We start from the raw sequence: 20,738 nt of genomic DNA, 5'->3' as shown, positions 1-20,738 counted from the left end.
CTGAAGAAGATATATATTCAGGAGGCTTCACAATATATATGAAAAGCTAACGTTTATATCCCTTTCCAATTTGGTTTTCTCTTTTCTAAAAATGCGCTTAATCCTTCTTTTGCATCCTCGGAGCGGAACAACAAGTTTTGTAGCTCGCCTTCGTAGCGGATGGCTACGTTCAATGGCATTTCCTTTCCGTTCATGATCGACAGCTTGATGTTGGAAACCGCATAGCTCGCGCTTTCAGCTATCTTTCTCGCATACTCAAGCGTCCGCTCTCTCGTTTCCGCCTGCGGGAACACTTTGTTGACGAGACCAATGTCCAGCGCTTCCTGCGGTGTCAGCGTTTCCCCAGTTATGTTCATATCCAGCGCTCTCGAATACCCGATCAACCGCGCGAGCCGCTGCGTTCCTCCCGTTCCAGCCAGCACCCCAAGCGATACTTCCGGCAAGCCGATTTTTCCTGCTTCATCTCCCATAAAACGCAGATCGCAGCCTAGCGCCATTTCCAATCCTCCGCCGACTGTATGCCCTTCCAAACAGGCGATATATACTTGCGGCGAACGGGCGATTTTATCCAGCGTTTCATTACAGAACAGGCAAAACTGTGTTTTATAGCGCGGATCCGCTGCTTGTAAGAAATTGATATCCGCTCCTGCCGAGAAAAATTTCGGCACATCGCTCATCAGCACGACCACTTTTATGTTTGGATCGAAGCGAAGCTCATCGATCGCTGCGTTGAATTCTTGGTAAAACTCCAGCCCATAGGCATTCGTTTTATTGATGTGAAGATGGATTTCCGCCACTCCGTTGTTTTTGACCACCGTTAAATTTTTGTTAGCAGTTGTTTCAACTGTCATCATTATTCTCCTTCCATTGTTCATTTATTATTTGAAAAATCAGGTTTGCGTTTTTCTTGAAAAGCCGCCAATCCTTCTAAACGATCCGGATGATAAATCGTTTTTTGATAACAATCCCATTCCGCTATCAGACCCTTTTCCATTAGTTCTCGAGCAAAACTGTCGACAGCCTGCTTCGCTAAACGGACAGAATGAATTGAATTTTCCGAGATTTTTTCCGCTATGTTAAGCGCTTTCAATTCTGCCTCGCCAGCTTCACAAATATATTCGACAAGTCCTATTTCATAAGCTTTTTCGCCATTTATTTTTTCAGCTGTAAAAATAAGCTGCTTGGCCCTGCCGATTCCTACTAATTGCGCCAGCCGTTGAGTGCCGCCGGCTCCCGGGATTATTCCCCAAGAAACTTCCGTCAACCCGATGAGCGCCCCTTTTTCCATGACACGAATGTCACAGGCAAGAGCAAGTTCACATCCCCCTCCAAGAGCCAATCCTTTTACAGCCGCAATCGTCGGCATTGGCAAAGATGAGATATTTGTAAATGTTTTCCTGAGCAATGCGACATATTCTTCCACTTCTCGTTCGCTCATGGACTGCCTTTCTTTTAAATCCGCCCCTGCACAAAACGCTTTGCTTTCACCTCCCGTAAAAATAACTGCGCTTACATTCGAATGATCTTTTATCGTGTTTATCGCATAAGAAAGATCTTTTACTAAAAATTTGCTTAATGCGTTGGCACGTTTTGCGTTATTTAATTGAATGATAGCCACTTTGTTTTGAATTTCTAAAAGAACGCCTGATTCTGACATGAGCATCACTCACTTTGCTTGAACAAGCTGTTCCGCATTTAATTGCTGCAGCCGTTTTTCAAATTTTTCCGGGAACGAAGGAGTTTCCGGGAAATAACCTTCCTTTTTCAATTCTTCACTTTTTTCAACTTTTGCAAGCCAAGCCTTTGCTTCCTCCGCAGCCTCCCTTAATGCTTCTTGAAATCTGTAGGGAACAGCTCCTTGATCAAGAAGAAGTTGTTTTGCCCAATTTTCTGCATAGATGATATGATCGTGTTGTTCGCGGACAAGCTTTTGAATCCGTGAAGCAACCTTGGAATGACTTGTTTTTAACACCGTTTGAAAGACGATATCGATTGCGGCATTGATTGCATATAGCGAAGCAATGAGAGAAATCCAGTTTTGAACGTTTACAGCTGTTTGAAAAGCTTTTCCTGTTTGTGCTTGAATGTCAGGCTTCTTGCCTTTTACCCCTTTTAAATCAAAACACCAATTGTACAAAAGTCTTGCATGCCCCAGTTCTCCTTGAGCCATAGCTATAGCAGACAAGGTCGCTTCCAAATTCGGACCGCTTACACCAACTTCCACTAAACGGTCGCCAAGCACATATTTGTTATCCGCTATTGTCTCCAGCAATTCAATCAAAGAATGCGTTCCTTGTTCCATTACGCTCACAATGCTTCAGCTCCTTTCTCTGAAAATAGCCAATCAGGTTTTTTCACCCAATTCAGCTTGTTTCGTTCCACGACAACCATTTCGGTCCAATCCTCTTCGTCGTACGTAAACGTTGCATACACTTTTGCCAGCTCGCTGTTTTCTGCTTCTACCGTGCCTATATGCATTAAGTTGTCTCCCCGATTAATGCGGGCAAAAATATCATAGGTTATTTTTTCTGCGATCATTTTGCACTTACACCCCAATACTTTAATTTTTCCCTTCCCTCTGGGCTAAGACGGTCGACCGTCCATGGAGGATCCCATACGACATTTATGTGTACTTCCTTTACTTCTTCTTCTGCAAGAAGCCGATTTTTTATATCGCTTTCAATCCATTCCATGCAGGCGCAGGAAACGGCTGTGTATGTCATCGTCACATGCACTTCCCCGTCATTCATTTGAATGTCGTAAATGAGCCCCATATCGACAACGCTTATTGGGAATTCAGGATCCATCACCTCTTTCAGCGCCTCCCAATATTTTTTCGTATCCACAGCTTGTTTTTGCATCATACCACCTCTTTTCTCAGCTGTTCTAATTCTTTTGCCCCTTTTTGAATTCTTCCTACAAACCTTTCATTTTGCGGCCCTCTTTGTTTAAATCGTTTAATGACGTTTTCCCATGTGTCCGGCTGGTCGAACAGCCATTTTTTATTGACTGGATCAAATTTACAAGGGAATGGGACATCGAGCACATATTTTCCTTGTTCTTCATCATAATGAGCTGGAACTTTTACTCCAATTGATTCACAGAATGGAACTGCTGTCGACAGCCATTTTTGACGGAGCTCATCGTTTGTTCTTCCTTTTAAGCGGTATTCAAGCTGTGCGGATCTGGATTTTAAACGGTCTTCTACACCAAAAAATTCAAGCGCCATTAAAAACATCCAATCAACCGCTTTTTGAACTTCCTCTTGCAATTTCGGATCATTCATGGCTGTTCTCATAATGATTTCACCATTTCTAAGATGGAACAATTCTTCTTTATCAACTTTCACTAATGCGCGTTTCCATGGCCCGTAAGATGTATGCTCAAACGCATCCCCAAGCAGTGTGTAGCCGGCGCGGTCAAAGAACGCATTAAACACTCCAAGCTCAATCCAATTTGACAGTTCAAAGTCAAAGGCATAAGGGTTTTTCCATTTATTTGGGGCTCGATTGTACAATAATTCGTCTGTATCTTCGCCCAAATCTTTCAGTAGCCTGAAAGCAATATGTGCATGACCGATTTCATCCTGCATAATGGCGAGTGCTGTAATTTTGTTATTTAAAGTGGGCGCTTGATCATAAACAGTAAGGAGCGGCGGCACACTTAACAATTCTGTATCTCCGACAATAATCAACGTCTGTTTTAATGCCTTTAAATATTCCTCATTCATGTCACCGACGCCTTCAACAATAAAACCGTTTTGAATTTTTTCTTTTAAAAGGGCTGCCTGATCCATTTTTTCACCTCTTTTATATTACGTTTTTATTTATTTCGTCTGTTTAACATAATATTATTCCATAACCGCCTCTTTTGTCAAGAAAAAATAGAAAAATCAAATTTTTTTGTTTATTTAAAAAAATAAAAGGATTTTTCACCTTTCTTTTGTTTTTGTCTTTTTTTACGACCGCAAAAAAAGCGCATAGCTTTTTGCCATGCACTTATCCATTATTTATTTTGTTTATAAATGACAATATCGTTACGATTCTCTTTTTTAATTTGCCCTGTGAAAACTAAATACTCCAAGTGCGCCAAAGTTTCTGCGATCGCAAACCGCCATTGATGGGAAGTCAAGCTTTTGTGCTGGAATAAATCTTGGGCAATGTCATAGGCGGTACGGCCATCCTTCGCAAGTCGAAATATTTGATCCAATCGCTTTTGATGGTGCTGGATGATTTCTGATATTCTGTCGTCAACTCGTTCGATCAATGCCCCATGGGCAGGAAGCGCCAAGTCTACCTTCAATTGCTGTATTTTTTCAAGCGAAGATATGTAGCTTCCAAGCGGATTTTTGCTTGAACCGGGCCATATGCTAATGTTCGGAGTGATCTTATCCAAAATATGATCAGCTGCAAGCAGCAGTCTTTCTTCTCTTTGATAAAAGCAAATGTGTCCATCGCTGTGACCAGGTGTCGGTATAACTTCCCATTTCCTTTCGCCTAGAATGACCTCGTCATCCTCTAGAATCGTCAATTCCGGAAACGTTACATGCTTTGCCAAACTTCTTATACTTTCTTCAATTTCATCCGCAAGATCTTCCGGTGTACCATTTTTTTTGCACATTTCACCAATTTGCTCCGCCTGGCTGCTGTTTTTTCCCCAAACACGCTGCGCCATGGCAAAATCTTCTTTGCTTATATAAGCTCTTGCTCCTGTTCTTTCCTGCATCCACCCTGCCAACCCGAAGTGATCAGGATGAAAATGAGTGAAATAAATCGAATGAATCTGTTCATAACGAACATTCATTTGTTTCAATACTTGCTTCCAAGCTTCAATCGCTTCGGTATTATGAAATCCTGCATCAACAAGGCTCCAACCGTCTGCATCGCGCACCATATAACAATAGATGTATTTCATCGGAAAAGGGATTGGAACCGGAATGCGATATATATTTTTCCCGATCTGTTCAATATTGACCACCATTATGCACCTACTTGCTTTTATTTTAAACAATGTCCATAAAAGGGTTGATCGCTCTGTCCCGATTCGCTTCCAATTCACAATCGGGAGCTTTTTCAAATAAAGTTTCAAAATATCGAATAGCAGGTACAGACAAAAGCTGATGCACATTGAAAAACAGCTCTCTAGCTTTTAAGCCGCTCCAGTCAGCAGGCAGCAGGTCGTTCGGAAACCCCGGGTCGATAAAGAAAAAGCTGCGATATTCATGAACAAGCTTCGTTCTCTCAATAAAACATTCTTGATCTGATAATTCATTATTCCAAATGCGTTCCTTAAAATCATCATACTTTTGCCGGTATTGATCAATGAATGATTCATACTCTTTGGCAATTTCGTCAAAATTCCATCCTCTATGAATCAACTCATGATTATCGTGGGATACTACTGAACTGGAAGTAAATAAAATCACATACGGCTCGAGATGGTAATCTTTTATAAACTCCATCACCCGATCTTCAATAGGGTTTGGACTTGCCCACGTACCGTGCGAAATCAAGCCGAATCCCATGAGGCTCAGCTCTTTTCGAATTTGATTGCGAAGCTCCCTTTTTTCTTCCGGGACCGAATAGGTCAAAATTCTCCAATTCCCATCCCATTTGTAATTTCTCATTGAATAAACGCGGGCAAACCCGTCCATCATCGTTCTCTTCCCTTTATTTGTAAGAGAATAATAGCTTTTATTGCCAATTTTGCGAACTTTAAAAAAGCCTTGCTGAACCATTCTTAACGTGGCTCCCCGTATCGAAGATTCAGAAATGCCGAAATGGGACATCATTTGAATTAAGCTGCCAATCCAAACTTCTGTGCTGTAATGCTGAATGTACTCACCGAATAGTGTGAACATTAATGATCTTGGCTTCATTTTCTTACACCCGTCTTTTTCCTGAATTTTGCTTTTATTTTTATTATGCTGGATGGAATTCCATTTTTACAAGTTTTTTCTTCAAGATAGGGAGCCTTTTGATCTATTTTTTTATAAGTCTGAAGCTGTTTAAATCGACTCTGCCGATCAGAAAAAAACTGCCTCCTCCTTGAGGAAGGCATATGACTTGTCTTTAAATTTCCGCATGATTTTCTGGATGAAAAAATACCGGCCGTTATGGCCGATATGTTGCGTCCTTCTTTTTTATATCCCTTTCCAATTTGGTTTTCTCTTTTCTAAAAATGCACTTAATCCTTCTTTTGCATCCTCAGAGCGGAACAACAAGTTTTGTAGCTCGCCTTCGTAGCGGATGGCTACGTTCAATGGCATTTCCTTTCCGTTCATGATCGACAGCTTGATGTTGGAAACCGCATAGCTCGCGCTTTCAGCTATCTTTCTCGCATACTCGAGCGTCCGCTCTCTCGTTTCCGCCTGTGGGAACACTTTGTTGACGAGACCAATGTCCAGCGCTTCCTGCGGTGTCAGCGTTTCCCCAGTTATGTTCATATCCAGCGCTCTCGAATACCCGATCAACCGAGCCAACCGCTGCGTTCCTCCCGTTCCGGCCAGCACCCCAAGCGATACTTCCGGCAAGCCGATTTTTCCTGCTTCATCTCCCATGAATCGCAGATCGCAGCCTAGCGCCATTTCTAATCCTCCGCCGACTGTATGCCCTTCCAAGCAGGCGATATATACTTGCGGCGAACGGGCAATTTTATCCAGCGTTTCATTACAGAACAGGCAAAACTGCGTTTTGTAGCGCGGATCCGCTGCTTTTAAGAAATTGATGTCCGCTCCTGCCGAGAAAAATTTCGGCACATCGCTCATCAGCACGACCACTTTTATGTTTGGATCGAAGCGAAGGTCATCGATCGCTGCGTTAAATTCTTGGTAAAACTCCAGTCCATAGGCATTCGTTTTATTGATGTGAAGATGGATTTCCGCCACTCCGTTATTTTTAACCACCGTTAAATTTTTCTTTTCTATTGCTACTGCATCTGACATTGCAATTCCTCCTTTATTTATACGTTTAATATTTTATCGTTTCATAAACATAATATACTAAATATTCTAATAATTCAATAGGAATTATATTTTTTTAAAACGATCTTTTTTTATACATATAATTAGAGTCCAAAAAGATTTAATGGCTTGCTGCCGATATAAGAAACGACGCTTTTCGTTTCCGTGTACAAATTCAATGTTTCCAATGCCAGCTCCCGGCCAAATCCCGATTGCTTATAGCCTCCAAAAGGTGTTCCAGGAAATGCAGAAATTGGGGAATTCACCATAACAATGCCTGCCTTTATTTGTGCCGCAACACGGTGTGCCTTTCCATGATCGTTCGTCCATATAGCCGAACCTAATCCAAAAATGGAATCATTTGCTTGGCGGATCACATCTTGTTCATCGCTGAATTTCATGACAACTACGACAGGCCCAAAAATTTCCTCTTGTGCAACTCTCATATCATTTGTGACATCCCCGATAACCGTCGGCAAATACCAATACCCTTTTTCATACTCTCCGCCTTCCGGTATTTTGCCGCCGTATAAAATTTTTCCGCCCTCTTCCACCGCTAATTTCACGTAATGATCAATTGTTTGCTGATGACTTTTGGAAATGACGGCCCCCATATGCACGCCTTCATCAAACGGATTTCCTACTCGTATACGGGAAGCTTTTTCGAGAAATTTTTCCATAAATTCATCATAAATGTTTTCATGAACAAACAAGCGGGATCTTGCTTCACAAGATTGTCCTGTGTTGTAAAAAATTCCATAAAGCGAACCGTTTACGGCTCCTTCCAGATCACAATCGTCAAAGACGATGTTCGGCGATTTTCCTCCTAATTCCAAAGTTACCCGTTTTAACGTTTCAGAAGCGCGCTTCATAATGTCCTTTCCGGTTTCCGTTTCGCCTGTAAACGCAACTTTGTCGATTCCAGGATGCTCCGTCATATATGGTCCGATTTCAGACCCGCTGCCTGTAATAACGTTCAGGACTCCTGCCGGAACACCTGCTTCATGGCATATTTCCGCAAGCATATAGGCTGTAATTGGAGTGTAGCTAGCAGGCTTCAAGACAACAGTGCAGCCGGCAGCCAATGCAGGCGCCACTTTCCAAGCGGCCATCATGAGCGGATAATTCCAAGGAATAATTTGACCGCATACCCCGACCGGCTCTTTAAGAGTATAGTTAAAAAAGCCGTTTGGAACTTGATTGACATCACCTTGGAGAGTTAAGCATGCAGCGGCATAAAATTCAAAATCTTCAATCGCCTGCATAATTTGACCCTTGGCAGCAGCAACGGTCTTTCCGCTGTTTAATACTTCAACGCGAACCAATTCTTCAAATCGCTCTCTCATCATTTCCGCTATACGGTTTAACAGGCGAGCTCTTTTCGCTGCCGTCATTCTCGGCCATTTGCCCGACTCAAATGCAGCACGGGCTGCCTCCACCGCTTTGTCAACGTCTTTCTTTGTTGCTTTGGCTACCGTTGCTATGACTTCGCCGGTTGCAGGATTATGCGTTTCGAATACTTCTCCGTTTGAGCTGTCTACATATTGTCCATTAATAAAAAGCTGATAGTGTTTTTTCATATTTTTCATTCCTTTCTATATTTTTTCGACAATCGTGGCGATTCCTTGCCCGACGCCTATGCACATCGTCGCGAGTCCATATCTAACGTCTCTCCTTTTCATTTCATGAACGAGAGTGGTAACAATTCTCGCCCCGCTGCAGCCGAGAGGATGACCTAAAGCAATTGCTCCACCGTTGACATTCACCTTTTCCATATCAAATCCCAGCTCTTTAATGCAGGCAATGGATTGGGAGGCGAATGCTTCATTAATCTCGATTAAATCCAGTTGGCTGATAGATAAACCAGTTCTTTGCAGCACTTTTTTCGTTGCTGGAATCGGGCCAATCCCCATATAAGATGGATTCACCCCAGCGACAGCGGAGCCGACAATCCGTGCCAGCGGCTTAAAGCCAAGTCTTTCTGCTATCGATCTCTCCATGATTAAAAGTGCGGAAGCGCCGTCATTGATTCCAGAGGAATTTCCAGCGGTCACTGTTCCGTCTTGAACAAAAGCAGGCTTTAATTTATTCAGCTTTTCCAAAGTCGTATCAGGCCTCGGATGCTCATCTGCATCTACTATCGTTTCTTCCCCTTTTTTCCCTGTTATTGTCACCGGAACAATTTCATCTTGAAAACGCCCTTCTTGTATCGCTTTTCCGGCTTTTTTATGGCTTTCCAACGCAAATTCATCTTGCTCCTGCCTCGAAATTTGATAGCGCGCAGCTACATTTTCAGCCGTCTCGCCAAGACTGATCGGCGGATACATTTCCGCTAATTTATCATTGACAAGCCGCCAGCCGAGAGTTGTATCATAAAATGTTGGCGTGTCCCTCATTCCAGAAAGCTGCGGCTTCATCATGACATATGGAGCTCTTGTCATGCTTTCGGTTCCGCCTGCAATATAGACGTCTCCCAATCCGCCTTGAATCGCCAGCGCTGCTTGATTAATTGCTTCCAGACCCGATCCGCATAAACGGTTGACGGTCACGCCTGGAACCGTTTCAGGCAAACCCGCAAGAAGCACGGCCATTCTTGCCACATTGCGATTATCTTCTCCGGCTTGATTAGCGCAGCCAAAAATTACATCCTCCACATCGGAAGGATCAATCGGATTTCGCTTGAGCAGCTCTCTTACGACGTGAGCTGCCAAATCGTCCGGGCGGACCTCTCTTAATGCCCCGTTGAACCTGCCGATCGGGGTTCGGACAGCATCAACAATCACAGCTTCTTTCATTTTCTTACCCCCATTTTGACCGTTTTTTCAGGCATTTTCATTCATTTTGAACTTTTCCCGAAGTTACCATCATCAACCGGAATTTTTAATCATATTGATAAAAGCCTCTTCCCGTTTTCTTTCCGAACCATTTGGCATACACCATCTTTTTGATAAATGGAGCAGGCCGGTAGCGGTCCTCCCCTGTTTCTTTAAACAGTCCGGCTAAAACAGCATAAACATCATCAATACCGATATGATCCGCCCAGCGAAGGGGGCCCATCGGGTAATTCGTTCCTTTCATCATTGCTTTGTCTATGTCCTCTGCACTTGCAACACCTTCTGTTAAAGCAAAAGCAGCTTCATTAATAATTAATGATAAAATTCTAGGAAATACTAATCCTACGCCGTCTTCCACTACTTCGACCTCTTTTCCAACTTCTTCAAAAAACTGCTTAGCTTTCTCAACATTTTCTTTTTCGGTTTGCAAAGCCGGTGCAAGTTCGACAAGTTCACAATCTTCCCAAGGGAAAAATGCGGCAAATCCGACTAATCGTTCAGGATGTTGGAGCCAAGAAGCGGTTTCTGTTGCTGTTACACCAAGACATGTAGACAAAATGACCGTTTCCTTTGGCAATGTTTTTTCGATTTCGACCAACAGTTTTTTCTTTTGGTCGATGTCGAGATTTGTCGTTTCGATCACAATATCAAAATTTGAATGAACAGCCGATTGATCTTCGAGCTGATGGCCTGTTTCGCGCAATTGCGCTATGATCGAATCGGCTAAAGAGCCTTCTCCAGCTACTTTTACAGTGAATGATTTAGTTTTCATAGCGATAATATCCTTCACCGGCCTTTCTGCCAAGCTTACCTGACTGAACCATGCGCTGCTGCAAATAATGCGGACGAAATCTTTCCTCTCCGAAAAAACTATTGTAGACGGTTTCCGTTGTGGAAAAATTCACATCAATACCAATTAAATCTTGCAGTTCAAAAGGACCCATTTTAAAACGTCCAGCCTTTTTCATGATCCTGTCAATCTGTTCGGGCTTCGCCAAACGTTCACCTGCAATTTTCAATGCTTCATTGTAAAAAGGACGGGCAATTCTGTTTACAATAAATCCCGGTGTGTCTTCGCAAACAACCGGATCTTTATGAAGAGAAGAGACAAATTGTGCAAGCTTTTTCAACGTGTCCTCAGATGTTTTCACCCCTCTTACGACTTCTACTAAAGGCATTAGCGGAACCGGATTAAAAAAATGAAGACCTGCCACTCTTTCCCCTGTTTTGGTAACGCTTGCAATTTCAGTGACAGAAAACGATGATGTGTTGGTGGTTAAAATGGTTTGTTCTGGACAATGTTCATCCAGCGCTTGGAAAATGTCTTTTTTAATATTGATTTTTTCCGGAACTGCTTCAATCACAAGATCACACGCTTTCATCAGTGATAAATCGGTGCAAGTCTCAATTCGTGATATTGAATCTTGAAACGTTTGTTCCTCCATTTTTCCCTTTTCTACTAATCTGTTAAGGCGTTTTTTAATTTGAGTAAATGCTTTCTGAACGATCGCATCATTTAAATCATAAAGCAATACACGAAATCCATGCTGCACACACGTTTGGGCAATGCCAGAGCCCATCGTTCCGCTTCCTACAACTCCAACCGTTTGGATCGTCAAACAGACTACACCCCTTTGTTCAAATCATTTTGCCATCTTATAAATTCAAAAACGCTTTTACATTGGTTGCAGTAATATTGAGAAACGAGCTGAGCAGTGCCGAAAACAGCTATTTTCTTAACATTTGTAGAATCGCAAAAGGAACAATGCACCACATATTTGTCGGACACCGGTGTCACCTCTCTGTTATATTACGTTTTTTTTACTATCGTTTATTTAACAAAATATTAATAAAAACAACAGGTTCTGTCAACGAAAAAAATTAAAATGTTATTTATTTTCTGGAAATTAAAATTAAAACGGTGGTGTCCAGAAAATCAAATCCCCATTAAAAACAAAAAATCATAAACATCGATATATCAACGTTTCTAAAACATTAAAGGGGGCGTCTATAAGGCCGGAAAATCGACTTATTAGACAGCCCCCTAAAATCAACATATGTATCATTTTTACCTATAAATGAAACGAGAGAATTTTACAGCGAGGGTGGTTTTGACGACAGCTAAACCGCGGCAGTTTTCTTCCTAGTTTCATACTGCTATGAGCGCTGGTTTTGGGAAACGGTAATATGCAGAGGATGTCCATAAGTCCATAATCGAGTAGGAGGGAGCGATTAACTCCCGTCCTCTCACACCACCGTACGTACGGTTCCGTATACGGCGGTTCAATTAAGATAATTGACGCAAGTTTTCATAACTTCCGTGAATAGCTGTTCTCTTTATGCCAGTGGTCACTCCACCCTCCAAGAGGTCTCCCACGGGATTCACCGCTTCCTCCCTCAAGTGAGGTACTACGTTTTCTGTGTTCATCATGACTCACTGAATGCCAAGGGCTATTCTCTCTTAATTGTTCGGTCCTTCTTAGTTGTTCTAGACCAACTAATACTATGACCTCTGCTGACTTCTGACGGTTCAGCTACTTATCACTAAGTAGGTTATGAAGCGTACTTCACATATCCACCAGACCTCCCCGGGTAAGTACATGCACTTTCACACCATCTATCCGCCTCATTTACTCGATATGACCTTCGACAGAAAGAGCTTTGTTTTGTTTTGCAAACTCACTCAATCATACCTAGCCTTATATGAGGTTCGTGTTCCTCGGACCGGTGTTTTGCCTCCAGCTTCCTTCAGATTCCGCGTCACCACGGACACCCTTGCTCTTGGCTAACCTCTACTTCTGTCTTCGGGGTTCGGGACTTACACCCTATAGTTCATATACATGCCGGGCGCACAATCGAGTAGGAGGGAGCGATTAACTCCCGTCCTCTCACACCACCGTACGTACGGTTCCGTATACGGCGGTTCAATTAAGATAATTGACGCAAGTCTTTATAACTTCCGTGAATAGCTGTTCTCTTTATGCCAGTGGTCACTCCACCCTCCAAGAGATCTCCCACGGGATTCACCGCTTCCTCCCTCAAGTGAGGTACTACGTTTTCTGTGTTCATCATGACTCACTGAATGCCAAGGGCTATTCTCTCTTAATTGTTCGGTCCTTCTTAGTTGTTCTAGACCAACTAATACTATGACCTCTGCTGACTTCTGACGGTTCAGCTATCTATCACTAGATAGGTTACCAAGGTTACTTGGCGTGCCAGCCAGACCTCCCCGGGTAAGAGTGTAATCTTTCCTTCCATCCATCTGCTTCATTTACTCTGTATCACCTTCGGCAGAAAGGGCTTTGTTTTGTCTTGCAAACTCACCCAGTGATACCTAGCCTCATATGAAGTTCGTGTTCCTCAGACCGGAAGTTTGCCGCTCGCTTCCTTCAGATTCCGCGTCACCACGGACACCCTTGCGTTAAGCTAACTGCTACTTCTGCCTTCGCAGCTCGGGACTTTCACCCTATAGATTACACCCATGCCGGGCGCACAATAAAAGTAGAGAAAAACAGTCGTTTTCCTCTACTTCTTTCTATATGAAAGCAGCTGAAGGCTGCCTGCTGCTTTTCAGTGTGAAGTGGGCTTATGCCGCAATCCCTGCAAAATTTTTATCTGGCGATACGATCTTAAGCTTGGCTTGCTCGAATCGCTTGTTCCAGATCGTAAATAATGTCATCAACCGATTCCGTACCGACTGATAACCGGACAAGACCAGGTGTAACACCTGTTGCCAGCTGCTCTTCGCTCGTTAATTGCTGATGAGTCGTGCTGGCAGGATGAATAATCAACGATTTCGAATCGCCGATGTTGGCAAGGTTTGAAAATAATTGAACCGAATCGATCAGTTTTCTTCCTGCATCAACGCCGCCTTTAATTTCGAATGTCAGAATGGCTCCCTGACCTTTCGGCAAATATTTTTGTGCAAGTTCGAATGAAGGGTGATTTTTCAAGCCTGGATAGCTGACAGATTCGACCGCTTCATGCTCAAGTAAATAATTCGCAACTGCAAGCGCATTTTCACTGTGGCGCTGCATTCGCAAATGAAGCGTTTCAAGCCCTTGCAAGAATAAAAATGAATTGAATGGAGAAAGTGAAGCTCCAAGGTCTCTCAACAGCTGAATGCGCGCTTTCGTAATATAAGCAGCTTCACCAATGTCATCAGCATAAACGAGACCATGATAGCTTGGGTCCGGCTCGGTGAACTCAGGGAATTTGCCGCTTCCTTTCCAATCAAACTTGCCGCTGTCGACAATGACGCCTCCGATTGAATTTCCGTGTCCTCCAATAAATTTCGTAGCCGAATGAACAACTATATCTGCGCCGAATTCAATCGGACGGAGCAAGTAAGGGCTTGGAATTGTATTGTCAACGATAAGCGGAATTGAATGTTTATGAGCGATTGCTGCCACCGCTTCAATATCAAGCACATCCCCTCTTGGGTTTCCGATCGTCTCGGCAAATATTGCTTTTGTTTTTTCAGTAATCGCTGCTTCAAGATTTTGCGGATCCGTCGTATCGGCAAATTTTACCGTGATGCCAAACTTCGGCAAAGTATGTGTGAACAAATTATAGGTTCCGCCATATAAGCTAAATGAAGAAACAATTTCATCGCCGCTTCCAGCAATATTCAAAATCGAATAAAAAACAGCGGCTTGTCCAGATGAAAGCGCCAGCGCCCCAATTCCGCCTTCAAGCGCAGCTACACGCTTTTCAAATACATCAGTCGTTGGATTCATGATCCTTGTGTAAATATTTCCTTCTTTCTTTAAACTGAATAAATCTGCCCCATGCTGACTGTCTTCAAATACATACGAAGTCGTTTGGTAGATCGGAACAGCTCTCGACAAAGTCGTCGGATCAGGCACCTGTCCTGCATGCACAGCTAGCGTTTCGGGCTGAAGTTTTCTTTCGTTTGACATAGTTTATTTCTCCCTTCAATTCTAAACTTATATATTCGCAAAATTAAACCTACTAAAATAATAGGTTTAATTATATATAAATAAAATGTACTGCTTGTTCAGCCGGATGTCAATTACTTATCAAAACTTTCAAAAATTTTTTAGACTTCTTCAGTATAGCATAAAATCTCAATTGGAAGATAAACTTTTTGGATATCATTTCATGTAATGGAATGCTTTATAAGTAACCTTTCCTCGTATTTTCATTTGATAATAATTTTCCAATCTACTTATTCTTTTTTAAAGGGAATGCAGGATGAGTAAAAGGAATAAAGAATATACTGAGAGCAGTCCGAAAATGAAATTTCTTAAATTGATGCAATAAAAAAACAGTTTGCCATCATTAAGCAAATGGCGAGGAACTTCATTTTTCTCTTCAGACTTTTTTGAGAGGATTTTTCTCGCATCCCGGACAAATTTTTTATCCTTTCACACTTCATCTATTGCTAGTTTATATTTTCATTGACAAAGTCTTAGTAGTTTTTTGAAAATATAGAAAAAATTTTGTTGAAGTGGTAAAATAAGATGAAGTATGCCTATCAGTCGAAGGATGGTTTTAGCAATGACAGAAAATAAAAAACATGCACAAATTCAGTCTTTGCTTGTAGGATTCTCAATTATTGACCTGATTGCCAAAAACGGCAGTCCGATGAAATTTAACGACATTCATCATTATACTAATATAGCAAAAAGCAATTTATATAAATATTTAAATACCCTTACGAATCTCGGTGTCCTTCATCGGGATAAAGGAAGCGGCTTATACTCTTTAGGGAGCACACTCATTCAATATGGAATGGCAGCTGTCAATCAAGAGGACCTCATTGGCAAAATCACGCCATTTTTGCATGAAATTAATGCCAAATCGAAAGAAACGACTCTCCTTGCCGTATGGACAACAAACGGCCCAATGATCGTCAAAATGATCCATAGTCATTTAGGGCTTAACTTAGGCGGACAGGTCGGAACAATCCTTCCGATCTCCTCGGCAGCCGGAAAACTTTTTGCGGCATTTAAAAACGATCCAAGAGTAAACGCTTGGAAGGAATCGGAGTTGTCAAAGCTAAGCAAACAGGCGAAAGACGAGCTAATGACAGAGTTTCAGCTTATTGCCGATCAAAAAATATCGTTTGCGCAGGAAGCTTTAGCGCCAAGCATCGCTTCTGCCGCCATTCCGATTTTTAATTTTGAGCGGGAAATTTTAGGGTCTATTATTGTTGTCGGCTTTGAAAAATCGATTCCAGACACTATCGAACATGAGCTAAGCGAATATTTGCTTATAAAAGGAAAAGAAATTTCCGCCGTTTTCGGATGGAAAGAAGAATAAAAAAGAGCTTTTTGCACCCTTTTAAAGTAGAAGTGAGATGGAATTTAAAAAATAGGAATTGATTTTTACTATTTCATATGTTTCAGTAAAAAAGACGGTGTTCGCCTTCTTGTCATTTATAAGGTCAGATGTTATTTTTATCCTTATATGAAAAACCGAGCGTTAAAAAATCAACGCCCGGTTCTTTTGTGTACATACAAAACCCTCTTTTATTGATAACAGAAAATTCTGCTATCATCTTGTCGGTACTATTCTCCCAATAATAATTGAGATTCTTTACCACATTTTGTGATTTAACCCAAAAATAAGGAAAATACTCACGAATTCCTGGCAGTAATGTTAGCGTAACTTAACATAACAGGAGGTTCTTTTCCGTATCACTAGATTTGCCAGAATTTGAAGTTGTTAAACAAGTGTTTCTTGAAGATTGCAATTTGTTACATGTTGAGAAAATACTACAGAAGAACGCTGTTCTTACTGCGGTTTTTTTTCTAGTCATGTCCATGACTGAGGCGAACTGGGGATGTATATCGGATCATGTAACAATTTGCGAATTTATTATCCAAGCAATATACGACAAAATAATCCGTCATTTGGATGCACTTGTTGAAAAAGCGCAAATTGCAGCTAGTTCTGAAGGTCTCATAAAATGGGGGTGTCTAATAAGTCGTTTTTACGGCTTATTGACGCCCCTTTAATGTTTTAGAAACGTTGATATATCGATGTTTATGATTTTTGTTTTTAATGGGATTTGATTTTCTGGACAGCCCCATGTCTCATGTCTCTCTCGTGTCGTAATGAAAATACCAGCCAAAACGAATAGTACACTAGCCAGGATGCCCTTAATAGTTCTTCTTTAGTTGAATGGTTTTAGTGTACTCGATTACACTTTCGTGAAAAGTTCGTATTGACAACAAATTCCGCTTAGGATAAGGTCAATCCGTTTCGAAATTCACTTACATATTTAAATTGTCGGTTTTGTATAATATTGTCTTTCAGTTACAAAATGCCTAAATAAATCCAAACCTTCATTATAAAATAAATGCTTTGATAAAAATTGAAACGTTTATCCTTTCTTTGCTTTAAAAAAATCCCCTCCCATGTAGACGGTTAGGAGCATAAAATCATTACATTTAACTGTCTACCTGTTAGGGGAAAATACGAGACCTGCTCAATTTTTAAAAATGGTAACATACTTACCATTTTGGAATATAAAATTAAGCAAACTTATCATAACGTTTTTCAGATGCGGCAGCCCCTTCGGAAATCGATGTAGATGACATCCCCTTTTTTCGTTTGCCATACCTTTTAGTGATGTCTCTTTTCATTCTGGCAATAGTCATAATTTCAAATTTGTCGCCGTCATCCAATTGACGGAGGATTTCGATTAGTTCCTGCTCTTCTGGTGAAAGTTCGTTTTTGTCATTTTGTTGATCGATCATTTCGTTTTCACTAACTTTTATAGATGGATCGGCAAAAAGAGCAGCTGAGGCTTTAAATAGATTCATTAGTGCTTCAGGATCTAAGCTGACCGAACTGTTTTCGCCTATCAAACATTTTATGGTCAAATCCTGAAATCTTTTAAACAATGGAGATTTTTTAATTTTATCGTCTTCAACTGAAGCACGGTCAGTCATTTCTTGTAAACAAGAATCTGACGTAAATTTATCATTAGTTTCAGAAATCGGAACACTAGTCAAATAAGCCTCGCCGTATAGCAAGTAATCATTACTCACTCCTAAAACTCTGCTTATTAATGATAGATTCTCAGCAGAAACTGAAACTGCTCCTCTTTCAATTTTGCTTAGTGCGCTATTCGTAATACCAGTAGCTTTTGCCATTTCCTCAAGTGTCAAACCTTTTTCTTTACGAATTCGTCTTACCCGACTGCCCAATTCCTTTTTGAAATCGCTCATTTTCTGTCAACCTCTCTATAATCTTCCTAAAAGAAACATTTTTAGTCCTAAAGGAAAATTTTGTTGATTTTCGTCTTATAGGAATATATAATGTAATCAAAAGTGGTAACCGATTACCTTGTCAAACAAAAATAAAGTGTAAATAGATGTGAAAGTTCGACAATCTGCGTAAGTTTCCTAGTCCATTGGTCCAAAAGAACCGTCATAGGTCATTTCATGAAGGTTACCGATGGACTATATATCCGTTTGAATAATCAGCGCGCTCTATATTAATCATCACAACCGCTTTTGCAGCCTTGAAACTGAACTAGCAGTTGAATCATTGCAGCAACAATATCATGCAATCCAATGATTGGAATGAGCAAGCTGTTGTTCCGGTGCAGATGCTTTGGATGAAACAGGTACAGCGTGCTGACTGAAAAATGCAGCATATCAAATGTTCTATATGCCCGGAAAGCCTTCTGATTATTGATCTTAACAATGAAAGAAATAGACGAGCTCAATCAAAGGCTATACCCATTCGAAGCATCAAGCAGAGTTTTGCTATCTAAAATAGTTCTTTGAGCTTTCAAATTCATACATAAACTGTTGAATCATCTGTCCTTTAAAAATTGCCAATTTGAAGCATCGAGAAAACAACTTGTTCCCAACTACATCAATCAGTTGAAGATATACAAATGGAAATGCTTCACTGTTTTTTAATACCATCTGCATTAAATTCTCCGAAATATAGATAGTCTCTAAATAGAGCTAGTACTGGCATGAATTGAAGAACTTGGTTCTTTTATTTATCCACAGTTTGGTTTTACAACATGATGAGCAGGCTTAATCTCCTGAACAATCTGGTCGATGTGAAGCTTTAAGGATGATAAAAGCTCCTGCTGCGTTTCTCCGTCCTCGTTATACATGAAAATCTTTCGGAGATAGCACCAGGACATAGTTAATCAGCAATAGATTTTTGAATCAACATCTCATAACGAATTCTAATCCTCAATATAGTTATGACTCCCTTTCATTCTACCAAAATTCGGCATAGGGAAACAGAATGATTATAGAAAGGAATTGAAAAGGTAGATGCAGGGAAAGTATTTATCGACGGCCTAGATCTTTCGAAAAACGATGATATTCTTAAGGCATATAGAGAGAAGCTCGGATTTCTTTTTCAAAACTTTGCATTAGTAGAAAATAAGACTGTTGAAGAAAACATTCTGATGATCGACAAGAAATATAGAAACAATACCACTGTTTCAGCAGCATTAGAAAAAGTTGGATTGAATGGTTACGAAAAAAGAAAAATATATACTTTGTCCGGTGGAGAACAGCAAAGAGTAGCCATTGCGCGTCTGTTTATGAAAAAATGCAGTATTATATTGGCAGATGAACCGACAGGAAGCTTGGATAAATATAACGCCAATCTAGTGATGGAACATGTAAAAGAACTTAATAGATTAGGAAAGACCATTATATTGGTTACACATGATGAGGAATTAAAAAAGATGGGAGATGTTATCATTGAATTATAAAAAAGTTTTTTTAAAAATAATGATTGGAATTGTTGGCATATTTGCTTTATATTTTGGCATCCACACTTATGCCAATGGCCAATTGGTGAAAACATATGCGAAAGGATTCGAACAAAACCCATTAGGTGATTATGCGAAAAACGAATCAGATATGGTTCTTACAGTATATGAAGCTCCCCTTTTCCAGACATATACCAATTTATCAGTGCTGGCTCGAGGAAGCGATCATTAACATGTATCAAAGTGGCATGAGTACGCGTGAAATTAGCAAGTTTATTGAACGAATTCTAGGAAATGCCTACTCCCCAACAACGATTAGTCATATCACGGATGTGGTAAAGGAAGACATTGTAAAATGGCATACACGTCCCCTACCCAAGCGATATTCGGTCTTATATTTGGATGGCTTGTACGTGAAACTTCGTCTACCGTGGAGAAAGAGGTTATTTATGTGGTGTTAGGTGCAAACGAAGAAGGGTATCGTGAAATTCTCGATTTCTTCGTAGGTGGACAAGAAAGTGCCTACGGATGGCAAGAGATTCTTCAACAGCTCTACAAAAGAGGGGTACAAGAAGTGCTTCTGGGCGTATTCGATGGCCTTTCGGGCCTGGAGGAGGCCTTTAAAGCTGTTTATCCGAAAGCCGATGTACAGCGCTGTGTCGTTCACAAAGTCCGTAATACCTTAAATCGTGTTCGGAAAAAAGATCAATTTGAAGTGGCAGAGGATCTCAAACTGATTTATCGCGCACCGAATAAGGAAATTGCGTTACAGATGTTTCAAAAGTTTGAGTCGAAATGGTCCAGCAAGTATCCGAGAGAAGTTCAAGCGTGGGCCAATGAGTTGGATGTCCTCCTTACATTTATGGATTATCCAAGCAGTATTCGAAGTGTGATTTACACGACCAATGCCATCGAACGAACGATCAAGGAGATTCGGAAACGCCTAAAACCGATGAACAGTTTGAATAGTTTAGAAGCCGCTGAAAAAGTCGTGTATTTGACCATCCAAGGCTTTAATGAGAAATGGGCAGGACGAAAGTTAAGAGGATTTGCCGAAGCACAGGAAGCCCTCCAGCGAATGTTTGAAGAACGTTACAATTAACCATATATTGTAAATAAACAAAAATAAGGGGATTCACCCTTTCCACACAGGAGACTGAATATTCAGTCTCCTGTGTGGAGGAAACAGCCCCACTCTATTCTAAATCCATTTCAG

General features: G+C 41.0%; 20 protein-coding genes and 1 pseudogene. 4 read left to right on the top strand and 17 right to left on the bottom strand.

What is annotated here, in order from left to right:
* Positions 1–53: 53 nt before the first annotated feature.
* The 15 genes from NST97_RS00515 to NST97_RS00450 form a co-directional block, all read right to left on the bottom strand.
* Positions 54–854, bottom strand: a complete 801-nt coding sequence (locus NST97_RS00515; RefSeq protein ID WP_340881201.1) for an enoyl-CoA hydratase/isomerase family protein — start codon at positions 852–854, stop codon at positions 54–56.
* 17 nt (positions 855–871) lie between these two features.
* A complete protein-coding gene (locus tag NST97_RS00510) occupies positions 872–1,657 on the bottom strand; it encodes an enoyl-CoA hydratase-related protein (protein WP_066251031.1) in 786 nt (261 codons plus the stop codon).
* 9 nt (positions 1,658–1,666) lie between these two features.
* A complete protein-coding gene (locus NST97_RS00505; protein WP_375338787.1) occupies positions 1,667–2,311 on the bottom strand; it encodes a Phenylacetic acid catabolic protein in 645 nt (214 codons plus the stop codon).
* Positions 2,308–2,538 (bottom strand): hypothetical protein, encoded by a 231-nt coding sequence (locus tag NST97_RS00500; RefSeq protein WP_063388948.1) that lies wholly within the window; start codon positions 2,536–2,538, stop codon positions 2,308–2,310. The genes NST97_RS00505 and NST97_RS00500 overlap by 4 nt, the downstream gene beginning before the upstream one ends.
* Positions 2,535–2,861: a metal-sulfur cluster assembly factor gene (locus tag NST97_RS00495; RefSeq protein WP_066251029.1), complete on the bottom strand. Its 327-nt coding sequence runs from the start codon at positions 2,859–2,861 to the stop codon at positions 2,535–2,537. The genes NST97_RS00500 and NST97_RS00495 overlap by 4 nt, the downstream gene beginning before the upstream one ends.
* On the bottom strand, positions 2,861–3,796 hold the full coding sequence (locus NST97_RS00490; RefSeq protein WP_066251026.1) for a Phenylacetic acid catabolic protein: 936 nt from the start codon (positions 3,794–3,796) through the stop codon (positions 2,861–2,863). The genes NST97_RS00495 and NST97_RS00490 overlap by 1 nt, the downstream gene beginning before the upstream one ends.
* A 209-nt stretch (positions 3,797–4,005) precedes the next feature.
* Positions 4,006–4,980: an MBL fold metallo-hydrolase gene (locus tag NST97_RS00485; protein WP_341342785.1), complete on the bottom strand. Its 975-nt coding sequence runs from the start codon at positions 4,978–4,980 to the stop codon at positions 4,006–4,008.
* 22 nt (positions 4,981–5,002) lie between these two features.
* Positions 5,003–5,878, bottom strand: a complete 876-nt coding sequence (locus NST97_RS00480; protein ID WP_066251023.1) for a PaaX family transcriptional regulator — start codon at positions 5,876–5,878, stop codon at positions 5,003–5,005.
* 264 nt (positions 5,879–6,142) lie between these two features.
* On the bottom strand, positions 6,143–6,943 hold the full coding sequence (locus NST97_RS00475) for an enoyl-CoA hydratase/isomerase family protein (protein ID WP_341342784.1): 801 nt from the start codon (positions 6,941–6,943) through the stop codon (positions 6,143–6,145).
* A gap of 122 nt (positions 6,944–7,065) precedes the next feature.
* Positions 7,066–8,541 carry an aldehyde dehydrogenase family protein gene (locus NST97_RS00470; protein ID WP_117017466.1) on the bottom strand — a complete coding sequence of 492 codons (1,476 nt, stop codon included), beginning with the start codon at positions 8,539–8,541 and terminating at the stop codon, positions 7,066–7,068.
* Positions 8,542–8,556: 15 nt separating this feature from the next.
* Positions 8,557–9,756, bottom strand: a complete 1,200-nt coding sequence (locus NST97_RS00465) for a thiolase family protein (protein ID WP_063389429.1) — start codon at positions 9,754–9,756, stop codon at positions 8,557–8,559.
* 85 nt (positions 9,757–9,841) lie between these two features.
* Positions 9,842–10,567: a 3-hydroxyacyl-CoA dehydrogenase family protein gene (locus NST97_RS00460; RefSeq protein ID WP_066251107.1), complete on the bottom strand. Its 726-nt coding sequence runs from the start codon at positions 10,565–10,567 to the stop codon at positions 9,842–9,844.
* A complete protein-coding gene (locus tag NST97_RS00455) occupies positions 10,557–11,414 on the bottom strand; it encodes a 3-hydroxyacyl-CoA dehydrogenase NAD-binding domain-containing protein (protein WP_130156789.1) in 858 nt (285 codons plus the stop codon). Before NST97_RS00455 ends, NST97_RS00460 begins: the two co-directional genes overlap by 11 nt.
* 5 nt (positions 11,415–11,419) lie before the next feature.
* Positions 11,420–11,584 (bottom strand): PaaD-like zinc ribbon domain-containing protein, encoded by a 165-nt coding sequence (locus tag NST97_RS19150; RefSeq protein ID WP_420534690.1) that lies wholly within the window; start codon positions 11,582–11,584, stop codon positions 11,420–11,422.
* 1,840 nt (positions 11,585–13,424) lie between these two features.
* Complete coding sequence (locus NST97_RS00450; protein ID WP_063389432.1) at positions 13,425–14,717, bottom strand: homocysteine synthase; 1,293 nt, start codon at positions 14,715–14,717, stop codon at positions 13,425–13,427.
* Positions 14,718–15,318: 601 nt separating this feature from the next.
* Here NST97_RS00450 and NST97_RS00445 point away from each other — a divergent pair.
* Positions 15,319–16,083 (top strand): IclR family transcriptional regulator, encoded by a 765-nt coding sequence (locus NST97_RS00445; RefSeq protein ID WP_340881198.1) that lies wholly within the window; start codon positions 15,319–15,321, stop codon positions 16,081–16,083.
* Positions 16,084–17,300: 1,217 nt separating this feature from the next.
* Here the strand turns inward: NST97_RS00445 and NST97_RS00440 are convergent.
* Entirely contained in the window at positions 17,301–17,999 is a 699-nt protein-coding gene (locus NST97_RS00440; RefSeq protein ID WP_311067105.1) for a helix-turn-helix domain-containing protein, read from the bottom strand.
* Between the two features lie 269 nt (positions 18,000–18,268).
* Complete coding sequence (locus tag NST97_RS00435) at positions 18,269–18,430, bottom strand: hypothetical protein (protein ID WP_161939838.1); 162 nt, start codon at positions 18,428–18,430, stop codon at positions 18,269–18,271.
* Between the two features lie 630 nt (positions 18,431–19,060).
* On the opposite strand from NST97_RS00435, the gene NST97_RS00430 reads away from it, so the two are divergent.
* The 3 genes and pseudogenes from NST97_RS00430 to NST97_RS00420 form a co-directional block, all read left to right on the top strand.
* Positions 19,061–19,522 (top strand): ABC transporter ATP-binding protein, encoded by a 462-nt coding sequence (locus NST97_RS00430; protein WP_340882485.1) that lies wholly within the window; start codon positions 19,061–19,063, stop codon positions 19,520–19,522.
* Positions 19,512–19,754, top strand: a complete 243-nt coding sequence (locus tag NST97_RS00425) for a hypothetical protein (protein WP_311067102.1) — start codon at positions 19,512–19,514, stop codon at positions 19,752–19,754. Before NST97_RS00430 ends, NST97_RS00425 begins: the two co-directional genes overlap by 11 nt.
* Positions 19,732–20,624: pseudogene (locus NST97_RS00420) on the top strand (IS256 family transposase); the annotation flags it as partial. The gene NST97_RS00425 and the pseudogene NST97_RS00420, both read left to right, overlap by 23 nt.
* Positions 20,625–20,738 lie beyond the last annotated feature (114 nt).

It is taken from the genome of Aeribacillus sp. FSL K6-1305 (assembly GCF_038050115.1).
Taxonomy (GTDB): Bacteria; Bacillota; Bacilli; order Bacillales; family Aeribacillaceae; genus Aeribacillus; species Aeribacillus composti.
The sequence above is the reverse complement of the archived record's forward strand: the minus strand, read 5'-3'. Positions and strand labels throughout refer to the sequence as shown.